This window comes from Nitrincola salilacus, assembly GCF_046271865.1.
Taxonomy (GTDB): domain Bacteria; phylum Pseudomonadota; class Gammaproteobacteria; order Pseudomonadales; family Balneatricaceae; genus Nitrincola; species Nitrincola salilacus.
Map to the genome: position 1 here is coordinate 350,586 of NZ_CP176580.1, position 17,333 is coordinate 367,918.

The 17,333-nt window shown below is 54.3% G+C and carries 20 protein-coding genes; 13 read left to right on the forward strand and 7 right to left on the reverse strand.

Annotated features, from left to right (window positions below):
* Positions 1 to 181: 181 nt before the first annotated feature.
* The 9 genes from glyA to ribA all read left to right on the forward strand — a co-directional run bounded on the left by glyA (position 182) and on the right by ribA (position 7,506).
* Positions 182 to 1,438, forward strand: a complete 1,257-nt coding sequence (gene glyA, locus ACK3CJ_RS01715; RefSeq protein WP_409524670.1) for a serine hydroxymethyltransferase — start codon at positions 182 to 184, stop codon at positions 1,436 to 1,438.
* 74 nt (positions 1,439 to 1,512) lie between these two features.
* Complete coding sequence (gene nrdR, locus ACK3CJ_RS01720) at positions 1,513 to 2,007, forward strand: transcriptional regulator NrdR (RefSeq protein ID WP_409524671.1); 495 nt, start codon at positions 1,513 to 1,515, stop codon at positions 2,005 to 2,007.
* A 95-nt stretch (positions 2,008 to 2,102) separates the two neighbouring features.
* Positions 2,103 to 3,191, forward strand: coding sequence for a bifunctional diaminohydroxyphosphoribosylaminopyrimidine deaminase/5-amino-6-(5-phosphoribosylamino)uracil reductase RibD (gene ribD / locus ACK3CJ_RS01725; protein ID WP_409526531.1), 1,089 nt, complete (start codon positions 2,103 to 2,105; stop codon positions 3,189 to 3,191).
* A gap of 115 nt (positions 3,192 to 3,306) precedes the next feature.
* The gene (gene ribBA / locus ACK3CJ_RS01730; protein ID WP_409524673.1) at positions 3,307 to 4,431 is read left to right on the forward strand and encodes a bifunctional 3,4-dihydroxy-2-butanone-4-phosphate synthase/GTP cyclohydrolase II; all 1,125 of its coding nucleotides are present in this window, start codon (positions 3,307 to 3,309) and stop codon (positions 4,429 to 4,431) included.
* Between the two features lie 14 nt (positions 4,432 to 4,445).
* A complete protein-coding gene (gene ribE / locus ACK3CJ_RS01735; RefSeq protein ID WP_151705102.1) occupies positions 4,446 to 4,919 on the forward strand; it encodes a 6,7-dimethyl-8-ribityllumazine synthase in 474 nt (157 codons plus the stop codon).
* Positions 4,920 to 4,921: 2 nt separating this feature from the next.
* Positions 4,922 to 5,392: a transcription antitermination factor NusB gene (nusB, locus tag ACK3CJ_RS01740; protein ID WP_409524674.1), complete on the forward strand. Its 471-nt coding sequence runs from the start codon at positions 4,922 to 4,924 to the stop codon at positions 5,390 to 5,392.
* A gap of 8 nt (positions 5,393 to 5,400) precedes the next feature.
* Positions 5,401 to 6,366, forward strand: coding sequence for a thiamine-phosphate kinase (thiL, locus tag ACK3CJ_RS01745; RefSeq protein WP_409524675.1), 966 nt, complete (start codon positions 5,401 to 5,403; stop codon positions 6,364 to 6,366).
* Positions 6,366 to 6,842 carry a phosphatidylglycerophosphatase A family protein gene (locus tag ACK3CJ_RS01750; RefSeq protein WP_409524676.1) on the forward strand — a complete coding sequence of 159 codons (477 nt, stop codon included), beginning with the start codon at positions 6,366 to 6,368 and terminating at the stop codon, positions 6,840 to 6,842. Before thiL ends, ACK3CJ_RS01750 begins: the two co-directional genes overlap by 1 nt.
* A gap of 55 nt (positions 6,843 to 6,897) precedes the next feature.
* Complete coding sequence (ribA, locus tag ACK3CJ_RS01755; protein ID WP_409524677.1) at positions 6,898 to 7,506, forward strand: GTP cyclohydrolase II; 609 nt, start codon at positions 6,898 to 6,900, stop codon at positions 7,504 to 7,506.
* Positions 7,507 to 7,541: 35 nt separating this feature from the next.
* On the opposite strand, the gene dxs is transcribed toward ribA, so the two are convergent.
* The 3 genes from dxs to ACK3CJ_RS01770 are packed head-to-tail and all read right to left on the reverse strand — an operon-like array spanning position 7,542 to position 10,477.
* On the reverse strand, positions 7,542 to 9,338 hold the full coding sequence (gene dxs, locus ACK3CJ_RS01760) for a 1-deoxy-D-xylulose-5-phosphate synthase (RefSeq protein ID WP_409524678.1): 1,797 nt from the start codon (positions 9,336 to 9,338) through the stop codon (positions 7,542 to 7,544).
* Complete coding sequence (locus tag ACK3CJ_RS01765) at positions 9,338 to 10,225, reverse strand: polyprenyl synthetase family protein (protein WP_409524679.1); 888 nt, start codon at positions 10,223 to 10,225, stop codon at positions 9,338 to 9,340. Before ACK3CJ_RS01765 ends, dxs begins: the two co-directional genes overlap by 1 nt.
* Before the next feature lie 3 nt (positions 10,226 to 10,228).
* Positions 10,229 to 10,477: an exodeoxyribonuclease VII small subunit gene (locus ACK3CJ_RS01770; RefSeq protein ID WP_409524680.1), complete on the reverse strand. Its 249-nt coding sequence runs from the start codon at positions 10,475 to 10,477 to the stop codon at positions 10,229 to 10,231.
* A gap of 170 nt (positions 10,478 to 10,647) precedes the next feature.
* Between ACK3CJ_RS01770 and pomA the strand changes: the two genes are divergently transcribed.
* Together pomA and ACK3CJ_RS01780 are read left to right on the forward strand one after the other, a co-directional pair.
* Positions 10,648 to 11,412, forward strand: coding sequence for a flagellar motor protein PomA (gene pomA, locus ACK3CJ_RS01775; protein WP_409524681.1), 765 nt, complete (start codon positions 10,648 to 10,650; stop codon positions 11,410 to 11,412).
* Positions 11,413 to 11,417: 5 nt separating this feature from the next.
* Positions 11,418 to 12,350, forward strand: coding sequence for a flagellar motor protein MotB (locus tag ACK3CJ_RS01780; protein WP_409524682.1), 933 nt, complete (start codon positions 11,418 to 11,420; stop codon positions 12,348 to 12,350).
* Between the two features lie 131 nt (positions 12,351 to 12,481).
* On the opposite strand, the gene ACK3CJ_RS01785 is transcribed toward ACK3CJ_RS01780, so the two are convergent.
* Positions 12,482 to 12,784 (reverse strand): c-type cytochrome, encoded by a 303-nt coding sequence (locus ACK3CJ_RS01785; RefSeq protein ID WP_409524684.1) that lies wholly within the window; start codon positions 12,782 to 12,784, stop codon positions 12,482 to 12,484.
* Between the two features lie 291 nt (positions 12,785 to 13,075).
* Between ACK3CJ_RS01785 and ACK3CJ_RS01790 the strand changes: the two genes are divergently transcribed.
* Positions 13,076 to 13,834 carry an EAL domain-containing protein gene (locus ACK3CJ_RS01790; RefSeq protein WP_409524685.1) on the forward strand — a complete coding sequence of 253 codons (759 nt, stop codon included), beginning with the start codon at positions 13,076 to 13,078 and terminating at the stop codon, positions 13,832 to 13,834.
* A 76-nt stretch (positions 13,835 to 13,910) separates the two neighbouring features.
* On the forward strand, positions 13,911 to 14,306 hold the full coding sequence (locus ACK3CJ_RS01795) for an acyl-CoA thioesterase (RefSeq protein WP_409524686.1): 396 nt from the start codon (positions 13,911 to 13,913) through the stop codon (positions 14,304 to 14,306).
* Between the two features lie 71 nt (positions 14,307 to 14,377).
* Here ACK3CJ_RS01795 and ACK3CJ_RS01800 read toward each other — a convergent pair whose 3' ends face one another.
* The 3 genes from ACK3CJ_RS01800 to ACK3CJ_RS01810 form a co-directional block, all read right to left on the reverse strand.
* Complete coding sequence (locus tag ACK3CJ_RS01800; RefSeq protein ID WP_409524687.1) at positions 14,378 to 15,232, reverse strand: universal stress protein; 855 nt, start codon at positions 15,230 to 15,232, stop codon at positions 14,378 to 14,380.
* A 62-nt stretch (positions 15,233 to 15,294) separates the two neighbouring features.
* The gene (locus ACK3CJ_RS01805; protein ID WP_409524688.1) at positions 15,295 to 15,648 is read right to left on the reverse strand and encodes a TraR/DksA family transcriptional regulator; all 354 of its coding nucleotides are present in this window, start codon (positions 15,646 to 15,648) and stop codon (positions 15,295 to 15,297) included.
* A gap of 112 nt (positions 15,649 to 15,760) precedes the next feature.
* Entirely contained in the window at positions 15,761 to 17,245 is a 1,485-nt protein-coding gene (locus ACK3CJ_RS01810) for a SulP family inorganic anion transporter (RefSeq protein ID WP_409524689.1), read from the reverse strand.
* Positions 17,246 to 17,333 lie beyond the last annotated feature (88 nt).

Sequence of the window (17,333 nt, forward strand, 5' to 3'; positions counted from 1 at the left end):
TGATGATTGCCATTTTGGCAGTGTATTCCGGAGAAGCTGCATGAACTGTAAACAGCTTGTGCTGAGTCCTATTCAAGTGCTTTCGTGTGCAATTTCGGTTTATAATAGCGCCCTTTTTAAGGGACAGCTGCAGGCGACTGACAGAGTATCTGTGCCACATCGACCAATGTAGAGGACAGCCATGTTTAACAAAGAGATGACAATTGCGGGCTTCGATCAGGAGCTGTGGGCTGCGATGCAATCGGAAACGGCGCGTCAGGAAGAGCATATCGAACTGATCGCATCCGAAAACTACACCAGCCCCCGAGTCATGGAAGCTCAGGGTTCAGCACTGACCAACAAGTATGCAGAAGGTTATCCCGGCAAGCGTTACTATGGTGGCTGCGAATATGTCGATGTAGTGGAAGATCTGGCAATTGAACGCGCCAAGGAGCTGTTCGGTGCCACCTATGCCAACGTGCAGCCACACTCCGGATCACAGGCCAACGCGGCCGTGTTCATGGCCTTGTGCAAGCCAGGCGACACCATTCTGGGTATGAGTCTGGCCCATGGCGGCCACCTGACGCATGGTGCTTCTGTCTCCTTTTCCGGTCGTATCTACAATGCAGTACAGTATGGCCTGAATCCAGAAACCGGCGAAATCGATTACGCCGAAGTGGAACGTCTGGCGCTGGAGCACAAACCGCGCATGATCATCGCTGGCTTCTCTGCCTACTCTCAGATCGTTGACTGGGCACGCTTCCGTGAGATTGCTGATAAAGTCGGTGCTTACCTGTTTGTTGATATGGCGCATGTGGCGGGTCTGGTCGCGGCAGGTGTTTATCCGTCACCGATGGCTGTTGCAGATGTTGTTACCACCACCACGCACAAGACTCTGGGCGGCCCGCGTGGCGGCTTGATTCTGTCTGCCCGTGCCGACGAAGAGCTGCAGAAAAAGCTCAACTTTGCGGTATTCCCTGAATCTCAGGGTGGCCCACTGATGCATATCATCGCGGCCAAGGCGGTTTGCTTCAAGGAAGCGATGGAGCCAGAGTGGAAAGCGTATCAGGCGCAGGTGGTGAAGAATGCTCAGGCGATGGTCGAAGTGTTCCTGTCACGTGGTTACAAGATCGTTTCCGGAGGCACAAAAGATCACCTGTTCCTGCTGGATCTGATCGACAAAAATGTAACCGGTAAAGATGCGGATGCGGCTCTGGGTCGCGCCAACATCACCGTGAACAAGAACGCGGTACCAAACGATCCGCGCTCACCCTTTGTGACATCCGGTTTGCGTATCGGTACCCCAGCAGTCACCCGTCGCGGCTTTAAAGAAGCGGAAGTGGCCAGCCTGACCGAGTGGATCTGTGATGTACTGGATGATATCGAGAACGAACAGACCATCGAGCGCGTCAAGGGTCAGGTGCTGGAGATCTGTGCACGTTTTCCTGTTTATAAGTAGTCCCAGTATCCGTGGCGGCTGGAGTTCCTCCAGTCGCCCGGAAAGATTTTCGCTCTTTATGTTGAGGCAATGGCATGCACTGTCCTTTCTGTGGCGCTCATGAAACCAAGGTCGTTGACTCCAGGCTGGTTGCCGAGGGGCAGCAGATCCGGCGTCGTCGTGAGTGCATCAGTTGCCACGAACGCTTCACTACCTTTGAAGCAGCCGAACTGCTGATGCCCAAGGTGGTCAAGACCGATGGTACACGCCAGCCTTTTGATGAGGATAAACTGCGTGCCGGTATCCAGCGAGCGCTGGAAAAACGTCCGGTCAGCGTAGAAGAGTTTGAAGCCTGTCTGACGCGTATCAAGCACCGCCTGCGTGCCTCCGGTGAGCGTGAATTGCCCTCTCGCGAGGTGGGTGAAGCGGTGATGCAGGAGCTGCGCAAGCTCGACCAGGTCGCCTATGTCCGCTTTGCGTCTGTCTATCGCAGCTTTCAGGATATCAATGAGTTCCGCAAGGAGATCGACCGCCTCTCTCTTAAAGAGGGAAACGGTGATACCGACATCAAAGACCCGGCGGGTGACTGATGAGTACCCCACCTGATCCAGATGATGCTGCTGGCCTCTCTATTGGCCAACCTATCGACCTCTCTACTGACTATTCCGAACAGGATCAGAGCTTTATGGCGCGCGCTATAGCACTGGCCTGGCAAGGATTGTACAGCACAGATCCCAACCCGCGTGTCGGTTGTGTACTGGTGCGCGATGGTCAGATTGTCGGCGAAGGTTATCATCAGCGAGCCGGTGAACCGCATGCTGAAGTGCTGGCGCTGCGCGATGCTGCTGATCAGGCGTCAGATGCCACGGCCTACGTCACTCTGGAGCCCTGCAGCCATTTCGGCAGAACTCCGCCCTGTGCGGATGCGTTGATCAAGGCGGGTGTAAAGCGTGTTGTGGCAGCGATGGTCGACCCTAATCCGGATGTTGCAGGAAACGGCTTGGCTCGATTGCAGGCAGCCGGTATTGAAGTTGCTTGCGGGCTGCTGGAGGCCCAGGCGCGTGAGCTGAATCCGGGATTTATCAAGCGGATGGAAACGGGCTTGCCTTTTGTAAGAGTCAAGCTGGCAATGAGTCTGGATGGGCGAACTGCGATGCAAAGCGGGGAGTCGCAATGGATTACGGGGCCGGCGGCACGCAATGATGTGCAGGCACTGCGCGCGCGTAGTTCGGCCATTCTGACCGGCATCGATTCGGTGCTGCTGGATGATCCGGCCATGACGGTGCGGCGCGCTGAGCTGTTTGCTGATGGCAATATACGCCAGCCCCTGCGGGTGGTGCTGGATTCCCGGTTGCGTCTGCCATCTCAGGCTCGCATTTTGTCTGAGCCGGGCCCGGTGCTGCTCGCAACTCTGAGTGAAGATGACGCTTTGCGAAAGGCGCTTGAGGAATCGGGCGCTGATATCTGGCAGTTGCCAGCGGCTGACAATGGCGGAATCGATCTTCCGGCACTGCTTCGCAGACTGGTGGCCGAGCGCAACTGTAATGAAATACTCGTCGAGTGCGGGGCAACGCTGGCCGGTGCTTTTGTCGAGGCAGGTCTGGTGGATGAGCTGGTGGTCTATATGGCACCGACATTGCTCGGAAGCGATGCGCGCCCACTGCTGATGATGCCCTTGTCCCGGATGTCGCAACAGCTGCGTCTGGAACTGATTGATATGAAGGTGCTTGAGCAGGATCTGCGTTTGACTTATCGCTTGGCTGATAAGGGCTGAATGCAGCGTATCCTGCTAAAATATATCCAATGATGTCAGCCAGAGGTGATGTTGCCCTCTCGGGCTGGCTGAAAAATTCAAGTTTACACCGCTGTCTGGCGGCTGGAGAGAAACAATGGAGCTGAATAGCCCCGAAGAGCTGATTGAAGATATACGCCAGGGGAAGATGGTCATCCTGATGGATGACGAGGATCGTGAAAATGAAGGCGATCTGGTCATCGCCGCTGAGAAGGTGCGCCCTGAAGATATCAACTTCATGGCGACTCATGCTCGCGGTCTGATCTGCCTGACGCTGACGCGTGAACGCTGCGAGCAGCTCAAGCTGCCGCTGATGGTTCAGAGCAACGGCGCTCAGTTTTCCACCAACTTCACGCTGTCGATTGAAGCGGCCAGTGGTGTCACGACCGGTATCTCTGCGGCAGATCGCGCGCATACTGTTCAGGTGGCGGTGAAAGCGGATGCCAAACCTGAAGATATCGTGCAGCCCGGGCATATCTTCCCGTTGATGGCGCAGCCTGGTGGCGTGCTGAGTCGTGCCGGGCATACCGAAGCAGGTTGTGATCTGGCGCATCTGGCCGGTCTGACGCCTGCGGCAGCGATCGTCGAGGTGATGAACGATGACGGCAGCATGGCCAGACGTCCGGATCTGGAAAAGTTCGCAGCAAAGCATGGGCTCAAGATCGGTACGATTGCGGATCTTATTCACTATCGGACAACCAACGAGCATACCATTGAGCGGGTGCGCGAAGGCGAGATGTCGACCGAGTTTGGTCAGTTCCACTTTGTCACCTATGCTGATCGGATTCAGAACTGTACCCATCTGGCGCTGTATCAGGGCGATATCAAGGCTGAAGAGCCGACCATGGTGCGTGTTCATATCCGTTCAGAAGTGCTGCGCGATGTAGTGGGTGCGAGCCCCAGCGCCGATGACGAGATCAAATGGACCATGCGCCGTGCACTGAGACGTGTCGCGGAAGAGGGCAAAGGGGTCGTGGTACTGCTCGACAGCGGGCGCCGTATCGATCTGGGTGATGCGATTGATCAGATAATGGATGGTCGCAAGACGCCATCAAAGGTCAATGTCAGTGCATCCGGTGCTTACCTGACCGTCGGGACCGGCTCGCAGATACTGCGTGATCTGGGTGTCGGTAAGATGCGTCTGCTCAGTTCACCGATGAAATTCAATGCCATCTCCGGGTTTGATCTGGAGATAGACGAATACATTCCTTATCAGGATTAAGACGGAAATCGATGATGTCAGTAAAAGAGATTGCAGGCGACTTTATCAGCGCCAACGGAAAATACGCGATAGTGGTCGGACGCTTCAATGAGTTCGTGGTGGAGAGCCTGCTGCAGGGTGCGGTGGACACGCTGCGTCGTCATGGTGTCAGTGAAGAGAATATCCGTGTCGTGCGTGTGCCGGGTGCCTTTGAAATCCCTCTGGCCGTACAGCGTGTTGCGCAACAGAAGCAGGAAGATGCGATCATTGCCCTTGGTGCAGTGATTCGAGGTGGCACACCGCATTTTGAATATGTATCCGGTGAAAGTTCCAGCGGTATTTTTCAGGTGATGATGGCGTTTGATGTGCCGGTCGCCAATGGTATTCTGACTGTGAATAATATCGAGCAGGCGATTGAGCGTTCCGGCACCAAGGCCGGTAACAAGGGGGCCGAAGCCGCCATGTCTGCGCTTGAGATGGTCAGTCTGCTGCGTCAGCTTGAGGTTTGATGATGAGTGAATCCGACGCACCACAGAAAAAAGTGAAGACCTCGCGTACCGAACGTCGCAGAAATGCCAGAAGCTTCACGCTGCAGGCGCTGTATCAGTGGCAGGTTGAGGGCTCCCCGGTTAATGAGATCGAGGCGCAGTTCCGTGTCAATAATGATATGGCAGACACCGATATCGCGCTGTTCAGTGAGCTGCTGCGTGGCATAAGCGCGAACAGGAATGAGCTGGATTCTGCGTTTTCGCTTTATATCGACCGGGCGCTGGATGATCTCGATCCGGTGGAGCTGGCTGTGTTGCGTATCGGCACCTATGAGTTGATGCATCGTATTGATGTGCCATATCGAGTCGCCATCAACGAAAGCGTTGAGCTGGCGAAGATCTTCGGTGCCACTGAAAGCCACCGTTACATCAATGGTGTGCTGGATAAACTGGCACAGAAGGTCAGGGCTGCTGAAGTAATGGCCAGACGCTGAGGTGATTCATGGGCGAGTTTGAGCTGATTCGACACTACTTTGCCACCACTGCCTCGCGACAGGACAACGTCGTGTTGGGTATCGGTGATGACTGTGCGCTGCTCATGCCGCCTGAAGGTCAGCAACTGGCTGTCTCGATCGACACTCTGGTTGAGGGTATCCATTTTCCTGTCGGTATGGCAGCTGAGCATATTGCAACCCGCCTGCTGGGTTCTGCCGTCAGTGATCTGGCTGCAATGGGGGCCAGGCCCGCCTGGTTCACGCTGGCGCTGACGCTGCCTCAAGCAGACCCGCAGTGGCTGGAAGCTTTTGCCTGTGCACTGGCGCAGCATGCGCTTGAGCTGGATATCGTGCTGGTAGGGGGTGATACCACGCGTGGACCACTGGTATTGAGTGTGCAGGTGCATGGTTTTGTTGAACCTGACAAGGCACTTTATCGCAGTGCAGCACGTGAAGGGGATCTGATCGCTGTATCGGGTACGCTGGGCGATAGCCATGCCGGATTGCAGTCATTGCAGACCAAGGCCAAAGTGGATCTGGCTGTCAGTTGGTTGCAGCAGCGTTTTTATCGCCCGGAACCGCGTGTGGAGCTGGCTCTTGCTCTGGCGCCGCATCTGCATGCAGCGATCGATATCTCGGATGGGCTCTGTGCCGATCTGCAGCATATTCTGAACTCCAGTCAGGTGGGGGCTGATATCCATCTGGAGCGTCTGCCTCTGTCTGAGGCGCTGTGTCACTGGTGTACTGATGCCGAACAGCGTATCGATTCGGCGCTGGCGGGTGGGGATGACTACGAGCTCTGTTTCACCCTTCCGCCAAGTCGTTGGGATCATTGTGTTGAGCTGGCGGCTGAGGTGGGTGTGCAGATCACCTGTATCGGTGAAATTACCGACAGCCTTTCGTTGCGTCTGCTGAACCGGGGGCAGATTGTTGAGCACTCGCTGGCAGGTTATGACCACTTTAAGGAAATCTGATGAGCAAGACACCCGCGTCGGTCTGGCGTAACCCGATTCATTTCATTGCGTTCGGCTTTGGTTCTGGCGCGTCCCCCAAGGCTCCGGGTACGGTGGGTACTCTGGCAGCAATACCGCTCTGGTTGTTGCTGGCTCAGTTGCCTCTGGTGACCTACCTGCTGATCCTGCTGGCGGCTTTTGCTGTCGGTGTCTGGCTTTGTCAGCGGACATCGGATGATATCGGCGTGCATGATCATGGCGGTATCGTCTGGGATGAGTTTGTCGGTTTCTGGATCACGATGATCGCAGTTCCGGCCCACTGGCTGTGGATACTGATCGGTTTTGCATTGTTCCGCCTGTTTGATATCTGGAAGCCCTGGCCGATCGGTTGGGTGGATAAACGCGTCTCGGGTGGTATGGGGATCATGCTGGATGATGTGATTGCGGGTATATTCGCCGCAATCCTGATTCAGATTGGTCTGTTTCTCTTTGCCTGAAGTTAAGCAGAGCCTTGCAAGGTAGCTGTTTGTCTATTGTTGAGGAAAGCTTAAGGTGACCGTCAAGTTTGTTGCCGACTCTAAACTGCCGACCCCCTGGGGGGTTTTTACCATGGTCGGGTTTGAGGATACGGCAACCGGAAAAGAGCATGTGGCATTGGTGTGTGGCGATATCACCACCCCCGAACCTGTGCTGGCGCGTATGCACTCGGAGTGTCTGACCGGTGATGCGCTGTTCAGCCTGCGCTGTGATTGTGGTTTTCAGTTACAGGAAGCGCTGCGCCGTATCTCGGAGGAGGGGCGGGGCGTGCTGTTCTATCTGCGTCAGGAGGGGCGAGGCATTGGTCTGCTGAACAAGATCAGGGCTTATGATCTGCAGGATCATGGCGCTGATACGGTTGAAGCGAATGAGCAGTTGGGATTTGCTGCCGATATGCGTGATTACAGTATCTGCCTGCCGATGATGCAGCATCTGGGGGTAACATCGGTAAAACTGATGACCAACAACCCGCGCAAGGTGGTGGCGCTGGAGAGCGCTGGAGTCAGTGTTGCGGAACGTGTTCCTCTGCAGGTTGGCAAGAACCGTCATAATGAAGGCTATCTGCAGACCAAGATGGGCAAGCTCGGCCACATGATGACCGAAGAGCACTTTCGCGACGAGTGACGGGCTGTAATAGTAGTGAGAATAGTAGTGAGGTGCTATCTGCTCAGCACCTCACTGACACACTCGGAAATCCCCTCGGCATCCAGTCCGCACTGCTCCAGTTGCTGTTCGCGGCTGGCATGCTCTATCCACTGATCCGGAATGCCGAGGCAGATCAGTTCCACAGCCAAACGCTTCTGGTGTAAGTACTCGCCAACTGCAGAGCCTGCGCCACCTATGATGGCATGATCTTCAATGCTGATCAGTGTTGAGTGGGTGCGGGCCAGTTCATCAATCAGGGCCCCATCCAGAGGTTTCACGAAGCGCATATCCACCAGTGTCAGATTGAACTGCTCTGCGACTGTTTCTGCGGCTGGTAGCAGTGGGCCAAAGTTGAGCAGTGCGACCTTTGCACCCTGGCGCAGGAGTCGTGCCTTACCTATCTCACAGGTTTCAGTCACGGGGATCACGAGCCCTTTACCGGGCTTGCCGGCGCCGCGAGGGTAGCGAACTGCTGCCGGTCCCTGGTAGTGATAGCCGGTGTTGAGCATCCGATACAGCTCATCTTCATCCGAAGGGGTCATGATCACCATCTCCGGCAGGCAGCGCATGAAGGCAATATCATAGCAGCCAGCATGGGTGGCACCATCTTCGCCGACCAGCCCGGCACGATCAATGGCCAGCAGGAGGTCAAGCTTCTGAATCGCGATATCATGAATTAACTGATCATACGCGCGCTGCAGAAAGGTGGAATAGATCGCCAGTACCGGCTTCATACCGGCACAGGCAAAGCCCGCGGCCAGAGTGGCAGCATGCTGCTCGGCAATCGCAACATCAAAGTAGCGCTCGGGGAACTGGCTGGAAAAGGCGATCATATCCGAGCCTTCACACATGGCGGGTGTGATGCCCACAAGTTGCTCATCTTGCGAGGCGGTATCACATAGCCAACGTCCGAAAATATTGCAGAATTTACTGCGTTTGGCAGGTGGCGGATGAGATGGCGGTTCAGCAAGTGGTTCAATTTTGGTAATGGCATGAAAACCGACCGGGTCGGCTTCAGCTGGCGCATAGCCTTTGCCCTTGCAGGTGATCACATGCAGAAATTGCGGACCGGAGCGGCTCAGCAGGTCACTGAGCACCGGCAGTAACTGATCAAAATCATGGCCATCGACCGGACCGCTGTACTCAAAGGCCAGTGCCTCAAAGAGTGCGGCGGTGGTTTCGCCATCCAGCTTATTCTTCAGGTTGTTGGCCAGATAGGTAGCAAGGCCTCCCTCATTGCGCGAGATCGACATATCGTTGTCATTCAGGATCACCAACAGATTGGCACCGGTATGGGCGGCATGGTTGAGGGCTTCAAACGCCATGCCTGCCGTCATCGCGCCATCGCCTATGACGGCAACACTGCGATGTGGCAGTTGTTGCAGGCGGTCAGCCAGAGCCATGCCCAGAGCCGCACTGATCGACGTACTGGAGTGGCCAGTACCAAAATTGTCGAACGGACTTTCGTCGCGTTTCGGGAAAGGAGCCAGTCCGTGCTGTTGGCGCATGGTCAGCAGCGCTTCTCGTCGACCGGTCAGAATTTTGTGTGGATAACACTGATGGCCCACATCCCAGATCAGATGATCGTCCGGGGTGTTGAGTAGAAAGTGCAGCGCCAGCGTCAGCTCGACTACGCCAAGCCCCGCGCCGAAGTGCCCGCCGGTCTGTCCTACGCTGTACAGTAGCCAGGCGCGTAGCTCTTCAGCCAGAAGTGGCAGTTGCTCGCGGTTCAGGCGACGCAGTTCTTGTGGCGCGCCGATCGTGTCCAGCAAAGGGGTTATCGGGCGCTCGGTGGGCAGTGTATGCAGCATCAGTGATTCCGGTTGACGATATAGTCAGCAAGGTCGATCAGCGCCTGAGCTGGTTCGCCATAGGGCTCAAGCAGTGCGATGGATTCGTGGTGCAGTTGCTTAAGGCGCTCACGGGCACCCTCCAGCCCCAGTAGTGCCGGGTAGGTCGGTTTGTTCTGCAACTGATCTGAGCCCTGGGGTTTGCCCAGAGTCTCGGTATCACCTTCGATATCCAGAAGATCATCCTTGATCTGGAACGCCAGGCCCATCTTCTGGCCGAACTGACGCAGATGCTCCAGTTTGTGCGGATCTGTGCTGCCTGCAGCCAGGGCTCCCAACTCAAGCGCAGCGACAATCAATGCACCGGTTTTATGGCTGTGCATCGCCTGCAACTGCTCCAGGGTAAGCGCCTGGCCGACATGCGCCAGATCAAATGCCTGCCCGAGTACCATGCCACGCTCACCACTGGCTTTGCTCAGGCAGCGTATCATCTGCAGCTGTTGTGTCGGCTGAATGTGCGGATCGGCCTGGCTCAGCAGCTCAAAAGCGAAGGTCAGCAGAGCATCGCCTGCGAGAATAGCGGTGGCTTCATCAAAGGCGATATGGCAGGTTGGCTTGCCACGGCGCAGATCATCATTATCCATTGCCGGCAGATCATCGTGAATCAGCGAATAGCTATGGATGCACTCGATTGCTGCAGCAGCTTTATCTGCCTGCTCGGGTGTACCTCCGCTGAGCTCACAGGCGAGATACACCAGTGCCGGACGAATACGCTTGCCGCCGTTGAATAGCCCATAGCGCATCGCTTGTTGAAGTGACGGCTCTATGCTGTCCGCTTCTGGTATCAGGCTATCCAGTTGCTGCTCTGTGCGCAGTCGAATCTGTTTCAGACGATCAGCGATCAGCACGACTTATTCACCTTCTGAATCAGCGGTGGAAAAGGGGACCGTTTTCAGTTCACCCTGGCTTTCGACCAGCATCTGCACCTTCTGTTCAGCTTGATCCAGTATGCCTTGGCATTCTCGGGTCAGCTTCACGCCCTCTTCAAATGCTTGCAGTGCTGCATCCAGTGGCAGATCTCCCTGCTCCATTTTTTCGACCAGCGCTTCAAGCTGTGCCAGGGATTGTTCAAAATCGGCAGTTTTCTGTTTGCGCACCATGATATAAGACCTTCTCAAGTAAGGGATGAAACGGTACCCAACTGCTGTAGCAGGGTCAATCCAAAGTTTAGTCCTGAAGGTGGATTCAACGGATGAAGATGTGCATAAATCTGGTATGATCCTACCCAAACGAGTGTTTATGAGCTTGGATTGGTGTTGAGGGGACAGATGTGGATATAGCAACGCTGGTCGGCATTGTGGGTTCATTGGGCATTATCATCATGGCGATGGTGCTGGGTGGTGATCTGGGGATCTTCGTCAATCCGCCATCCTTTTTGATCGTGGTGGGTGGTGCAGTGTTGGCTGTCATGGCCAAGTTTACGATGGGGCAATTTCTGGCCTCGGGTAAGGTGGCAGCCAAAGCCTTTATGTATAAATCAGTCAGCCCCGAGATCATCATTGCCGAAACTGTCGAGATGGCGGATGCCGCGCGCAAGGGCGGGTTGTTGTCTCTGGAAGATAAAGAGGTATCCAGTGCCTTCATGCAGCGCGGTATCCAGTTGCTGGTGGATGGGCACGATCCGGACGTGGTGCGTCAACTACTCAATAAAGAAGCGAAGCTGACCTTTCAGCGGCACGACTTTGGTGCCAAGGTTTTTGCTCAGATTGGCGATGTTGCCCCGGCGATGGGGATGATCGGTACGCTGGTTGGTCTGGTACAGATGCTGGCAAACATGAACGACCCCAAAGCGATCGGCCCGGCGATGGCCGTTGCGCTGCTGACAACACTTTATGGTGCCATGGTTGCTAACTGTATTGCGCTGCCGATTGCCGACAAGCTTAATGTGCGCCGTGACGAAGAGGCGCTGAATAACTCTCTGGTCATTGATGGTCTGTTGGCAATACAGGCAGGCCAGAATCCGAGAGTGATCGATCAGATGCTGCGCAACTATCTGCCAGAGAAAAAACGTTTTGCCACTGCGGGTGAGGTGTAGCGCTTATGAGTGCTGCTGAAGAAGATTGCGAATGTCCACCCTGTAAGAAGTCGCCGGCATGGCTGGCGACTTTTGCGGATCTGATGGCGCTGCTGATGTGCTTCTTCGTACTGTTGCTGGCGTTTTCTGAAATGGATGTGTTGCGCTTCAAACAGTTGGCGGGCTCGATGCGTGAGGCGTTTGGCGTGCAGGCGGATATCAAGGTCGAAGATATCCCCAAGGGGACGTCAATCATCGCGCAGGAGTTCAGTCCCGGTCGGCCGGAGCCGACACCTCTCAATATTGTTCGCCAGATGACCACTCAGGCAGATCTGCATACGCTGGATGTACGCTCACGTGTGGGTGAAGCCGAAGTGCGTGATCAACTGGAGGGCATGACCGCAGAAGCGATGCGCCAGTTGGAGCAGGAAGCGCAACAGCAGGCGGTACAGTTCGCTCAGGCATTGGCAACCGAAATAGGCGATGGTGCAGTTGAGGTCGAGGTGGAAGGTACCAAGATCATTATTCGCGTGAAGGAGCAGGGTTCTTTCGAATCCGGTTCGGCAGATCTACGCTCAGACTATATTCCGGTGATTGCCAAGATACGTGACGTATTGCTGTTTGTCGGTGGCAGTGTTGCTGTGGAAGGACATTCGGATGACATCCCTTATACCGGTACCCGCTTTCAATCCAACTGGGATCTGTCATCGGCACGCGCTTTGTCGGTGGCGCATGAGTTGTTTGCGGATCCGCGTATGGATCAAAGCCGCTTTCTGGTGACTGGTTATGCTGATACACGAGCTCTGGTGCCAAATAACACAGCGGCCAACCGTGCAATGAACAGACGTGTCGAAATTGTGATTCAGAAGGGGGATGATGAAGAGCAGCTCGAGCGTATACAGACACAACCCTCTGGCGATCTGGAAGGTTTGTTACTGACACCAGACGAAATATTCTGATCCTACGGGTAGGTTAACTACTGTAAAAATCTCTTCGATCTCTTCAGTTGCAAACTGTGTGGGTTGAACCATGGGTGAAAAAGGCGGACAAGCCCGGCCATGGCATGGTCGGGCTCAGCGCGAAGTATTTATTACTTGGCCGCTTCCACCATGTACTCAACAGTGGCTTTCAACTCAGCATCTGAACAGTTCATGCAGGTGCCTTTTGGTGGCATGGCGCCAACACCGCTGATTGATGTAGCCAACAATGCGTCAAGTCCTTTCTCTATACGTGGAGCCCAGGCGTCCTTGTCACCCAGCTTGGGGGCGCCGGCAACACCGGCAGCATGGCAGACGGTACAGTGAGCATTGTAGACTTCTTCACCACTACGTTCAGCGGATGCAGTCATTGGCAGTATCAGGGCAGTTGCAGCAATCATTAACAGTTTTTTCATCGTTATTATGCCTCGGTCATACATGGACAGGTTGTTTCTTTATCACTGCGTTGAAACAGTGCAATACCTTAAATATCACGCGTGATATTTCGCATCTGATACTAGCATGAGCTTCGGCAGGTTAACACTGCCTTAACCGTATTCCATGGTCGATCCCTGAACAGATGCGCGAGCGACTGTGTCCGTATCAAGCCCCCTTCTATATTCGGAATCTCTGATTCAAGTACACTTGTTGGCAGTTTGCGTATATCTTTAAGTGCAGATCTCATAAAGAGAGACAGGAGGGACGCTATGAATGAGATTGAACAGTGCTCTTGCAGTAAAGCGCTGGGTTTTAAAATCAGAATGGCTTACCAGCCGATTATTGATGTCCGGAATCAGTCGATTTTTGCGCAGGAAGCCCTGGTACGCGGTGAACACGGTGAGTCTGCCGGTGAGGTGTTAGGTAGAATATCAGAGAATAATGTTCACAGCTTTGATCAGTTGTGTCGTGTCACGGCAATCACTACAGCAGCCCGGTTAGGGCTGGATACGCGGGTCAGTATCAACTTTTTGCCTAATGCTATCTATAAGCCAGAAACCTGCATTGCGCGTACGTTGGATGCAGCCCGTAAGTTTTCTGTACCCAGTGATCGCATCATGTTTGAAGTGGCAGAGCATGAGCGTATCACCAGCCATGATTTGCTGCTGGAAGTGTTCGAGTGCTACAAGGCGGAAGGTTTTCTGACGGCTATCGATGATTTTGGTCAGGGCTATGCGGGCCTCAATCTGCTGGCTGATTTTCAGCCTGACTACATTAAACTGGATCGGCAGTTGATCAGTTTCATCGATCAGAACCGCGCACGTCAGGTGATCGTCAAGGGGATTATCTCTGTTGCTTATGAGCTGGATATCGGCGTGATCGCAGAAGGGATTGAACGCGAGGAGGAGCACTGCTTTCTGGTTGATCATGGTGTCTATCTGATGCAGGGGTATCTGTATCAGCGTCCTGCGCTTGAGCAGTTGATGGGAATCGGGCAGGTACATCTGCCAGACTGTAAAATGCCGTAAAAATCCTGAATAAGTAATTACCCTTATGGAATTCGGCTGTTAAACTGTGGTCGAACTTACTTTCAGGACATAACCCATGTTTAGCATGATTCTGACGCCAGCCTTTCTGGATACGGATGCGCTTGGCCATATCAACAATACCCGTTTGCCTGTCTGGTTTGAGCTGGCGCGCAATGACGTTTTCAGAATTTTCACCCCGGATCTTGATCCGAAAAAATGGCAGCTGATTCTGGCCCGAATCGAGGTGGATTATAACGGTGAGCTGTTTTTTGGTGAGGATGTGGAGATCCGGACATCCATAAGCCGTATCGGTAACAGCTCGTTTACGGTGTATCAGGAGGCGTGGCAGAAGGGTGTCATGGGTGCGAAAGGCTCAGCAACCATGGTTCATTATGACTTTTCCACGGCAAAGACCGTAGTGCTCTCACCTGAATTGAGGGCAGCGCTTGAGGCGCATATGACGCCTGGCTGAAGGCCTGGTATGTATGTCATGATTCAGGCAGCGCAATCGCGCTGCCTGTTCAGTATTTCAACAGGCTCTTTTCAGCGCAGCAACAGAAGCGGTACCTGTGCGCTTTTCAACAGCTTGGTAGTGGTACTGCCGACCAGGAACTGTCGAATACGTGAGTGGCCATAGGCTCCCATCACCAGCAGATCGATACCAAGGCTTGTCACGCGCTCGTTGATCACCGGCTCCACCTCACCAGCTGCGACCTCTTCCGTGACAGTGAAACCCTTCGCTTCCAGTTTGATGCGAGCTTCCTTAAGCTGTTCGCGGGAAGTGTCGGTATCCGCATCGATCATCAACAGGTGGCAGGGAATATCTTTCAGCAGTGGGCTGCCAGCCAACATGTCGATCAGTTTTTTCGCAGTTGGGCTGGCATCATAGGCGATCATGAAGCGTTCCGGCTTCTTGAAATCACCACTGGCGATCAGAATGGGGCGGTGCAGGGTACGGATCACGCTTTCCAGATGAGTGCCGATATGATTCGGTGCACTGCTCTCTTTACTGCCTTCGCGTCCCATCACCAGCAGGCGCAGGTCAGATTCCAGCTCATGCAGTGTTTCCACCAGATCATCATGGCGCTGTAGAGTAGCGGCGTCTGTAATGCCCCGATCGGTCGCACGCTTCAGCGCATCTTCCAGAGCCATACGCCCCTGCTCTCGCATCAACTTGGCACGTTTTTCATCCAGCTCCGTCAGCTCTTCAAGCAGCGCTTCGCGGCTACCCAGACCAATATTACCGGTCAGGTTGCTGTTCACGGGCAGGTCGCCTTTTTCCAGTACATGCAGCAGCACCAGTGGTGCATCCAGTTGTTGACTGGCCCAGGCGGCATAGTCCACGACGGTCTCAGCCATATGGTTGTAGCTGTCGATTGATGCAATAACTTGTTTCATGAACAGTCTTCTCCTTGTTGTCGGCACGCCTTCGGGCAATCAGGCCCGGATCACGGGGCGCGTCATGGCGTGCGACCTGCTGTTTCAGCGCAATCGATACAGAGTGTAATGGTCAGGTCGGTTTCCAGTCGGCGTGGATTGATCAATTCATCACACGCATTGCAGTAACCATACTCCCCCTGCTCCAATCGCAGCAGGGCACGCTCTATATCGATCAATCGTTTCTTGCGACGTCTTGCGGATTCCTGAGCCATCTCCTGGCGCTGCATCGCATCCATGCGTGACAAACGCCCGACACTGCTCTGATCAAGCTCCACCGGACGGGTATCATCCTGGGTTTGCTGTTCACTTTCCAGCAGCTCCGTCTGTTTATTCAGCAGGCGTTGCCGATAGCCACCAAGTGTGTCAGGTTTCACGCTTCAGAGTCCTATTAGCTATCCATAATCCACCCTTCGATCTTAACAGCCCATTCGGTCCAGTCAAACCAGCGGGCTAATAAAGATCGAAGAGGTTGATCCGGATCAGGCCTCAGTGGCCTCCCATAATCTTGCCGATCTCTTCCGGTTTATCATGTACACCGAAGCGGTCAACAATTGTTGCGCTGGCCTCATTCAGCCCGATGATATCTACCTCGATCCCTTCGCGGCGGAACTTGATCACGGCTTTGTCGAGTGCTCCCACCGCAGTGATATCCCAGAAGTGAGCGCGGTTCAGATCAATGACGATACGATCGATATCCTCCTTGAAATCAAATGAAGCAGTGAACTGGTCAGAGGAGCTGAAAAATACCTGGCCGATTACATTATAGGTTCGTGTCTTGCTGGGCTGATCCAGTTCAGAAGTGATATGCAGGAACTTGCCCACCTTGTTGGCGAAGAAGAGTGATGCCAGAAGTACGCCGACAAATACACCGTATGCCAGATTGTGAGTGGCCACAACAACCACAACGGTAGCCAGCATGACGATATTGGTCGACAGCGGGTGTTTCTTCAGGTTATGAACCGAATCCCAACTAAAGGTTCCGATCGATACCATGATCATCACGGCAACCAGTGCGGCCATCGGGATCAGGCCCAGCCAGTCACTCAGGAAGACCACCATCAGCAGCAGAAAGACACCCGCTGCCAGGCTAGACAGACGCCCGCGACCACCGGATTTGATATTGATGATTGACTGGCCGATCATCGCGCAGCTTGCCATGCCTCCCAGCAGGCCAACACTGATGTTGGCTACGCCCTGGCCTTTACACTCACGGTTTTTGTCACTTTTGGTATCGGTCAGATCATCGACAATGGTGGCAGTCATCAATGACTCCAGCAGGCCTACAATAGTCAAGGCTACTGAGTAGGGAAGAATGATCCACAGGGTTTCAAAGTTCAGGGGTACATCAGGCCATAAGAAGATCGGCAGTGTGTCCGGCATGTCGCCCATATCGCTGACAGTACGGATATCCAGGTCCAGCCATAAAGCGAGTCCGGTTAAAACCAGTATGCAGACCAGTGGTGACGGAATAGCCTTGGTGATGTAGGGGAATAGATAGATAATGGCCAGCCCACCTGCGGTCATCGCATAGACATGCCAGGTTACATTGGTGAGCTCAGGCAACTGCGCCATGAAGATCAGTATGGCCAGCGCATTGACAAAGCCGGTGACTACTGAGCGCGAGACAAAGCGCATCAGGCTGCCGAGCTTGAGGTAGCCAGCAAGAATTTGCAGAACACCCGTCAGCAAAGTGGCAGCCAGCAGATACTCCAGGCCATGGTCTCTGACCAGGGTCACCATCAGTAGCGCCATCGCGCCGGTCGCGGCAGAGATCATGCCGGGACGGCCGCCGACAAATGCAATGACCACAGCCATGCAGAATGAGGCGTACAACCCTACTTTCGGGTCGACACCTGCGATGATCGAGAAGGCGATCGCCTCAGGTATGAGAGCCAGCGCTACAACAATACCCGCCAGCAGATCGCCGCGTATATTGCCAAACCAGTCTTGTCGTGTTGATGAAAAAAGCATAGTCAGTCCCACAATTTATCAGTGTGTCGGGCCGGGCTCGACGTCATTGTCGATGCACGGCATGAGGGTAGTTCGGAAAAATGACAGT

Coding starts and splice junctions, on each gene's coding strand:
- ACK3CJ_RS01770 (WP_409524680.1), bottom strand. CDS start 10,477: ATGGTGCGCAAACAGAAAACTGCCGATTTTGAACAATCCCTGGCACAG.
- ACK3CJ_RS01800 (WP_409524687.1), bottom strand. CDS start 15,232: ATGAAACAAGTTATTGCATCAATCGACAGCTACAACCATATGGCTGAG.
- dxs (WP_409524678.1), bottom strand. CDS start 9,338: ATGCTGCATACACTGCCCACCGAGCGCCCGATAACCCCTTTGCTGGAC.
- ribBA (WP_409524673.1), top strand. CDS start 3,307: ATGGAGCTGAATAGCCCCGAAGAGCTGATTGAAGATATACGCCAGGGG.
- ACK3CJ_RS01810 (WP_409524689.1), bottom strand. CDS start 17,245: ATGCTTTTTTCATCAACACGACAAGACTGGTTTGGCAATATACGCGGC.
- ACK3CJ_RS01780 (WP_409524682.1), top strand. CDS start 11,418: ATGAGTGCTGCTGAAGAAGATTGCGAATGTCCACCCTGTAAGAAGTCG.
- ribD (WP_409526531.1), top strand. CDS start 2,103: ATGGCGCGCGCTATAGCACTGGCCTGGCAAGGATTGTACAGCACAGAT.
- ACK3CJ_RS01785 (WP_409524684.1), bottom strand. CDS start 12,784: ATGAAAAAACTGTTAATGATTGCTGCAACTGCCCTGATACTGCCAATG.
- nusB (WP_409524674.1), top strand. CDS start 4,922: ATGAGTGAATCCGACGCACCACAGAAAAAAGTGAAGACCTCGCGTACC.
- thiL (WP_409524675.1), top strand. CDS start 5,401: ATGGGCGAGTTTGAGCTGATTCGACACTACTTTGCCACCACTGCCTCG.
- ACK3CJ_RS01790 (WP_409524685.1), top strand. CDS start 13,076: ATGAATGAGATTGAACAGTGCTCTTGCAGTAAAGCGCTGGGTTTTAAA.
- nrdR (WP_409524671.1), top strand. CDS start 1,513: ATGCACTGTCCTTTCTGTGGCGCTCATGAAACCAAGGTCGTTGACTCC.
- ribE (WP_151705102.1), top strand. CDS start 4,446: ATGTCAGTAAAAGAGATTGCAGGCGACTTTATCAGCGCCAACGGAAAA.
- glyA (WP_409524670.1), top strand. CDS start 182: ATGTTTAACAAAGAGATGACAATTGCGGGCTTCGATCAGGAGCTGTGG.
- ACK3CJ_RS01795 (WP_409524686.1), top strand. CDS start 13,911: ATGTTTAGCATGATTCTGACGCCAGCCTTTCTGGATACGGATGCGCTT.
- ACK3CJ_RS01750 (WP_409524676.1), top strand. CDS start 6,366: ATGAGCAAGACACCCGCGTCGGTCTGGCGTAACCCGATTCATTTCATT.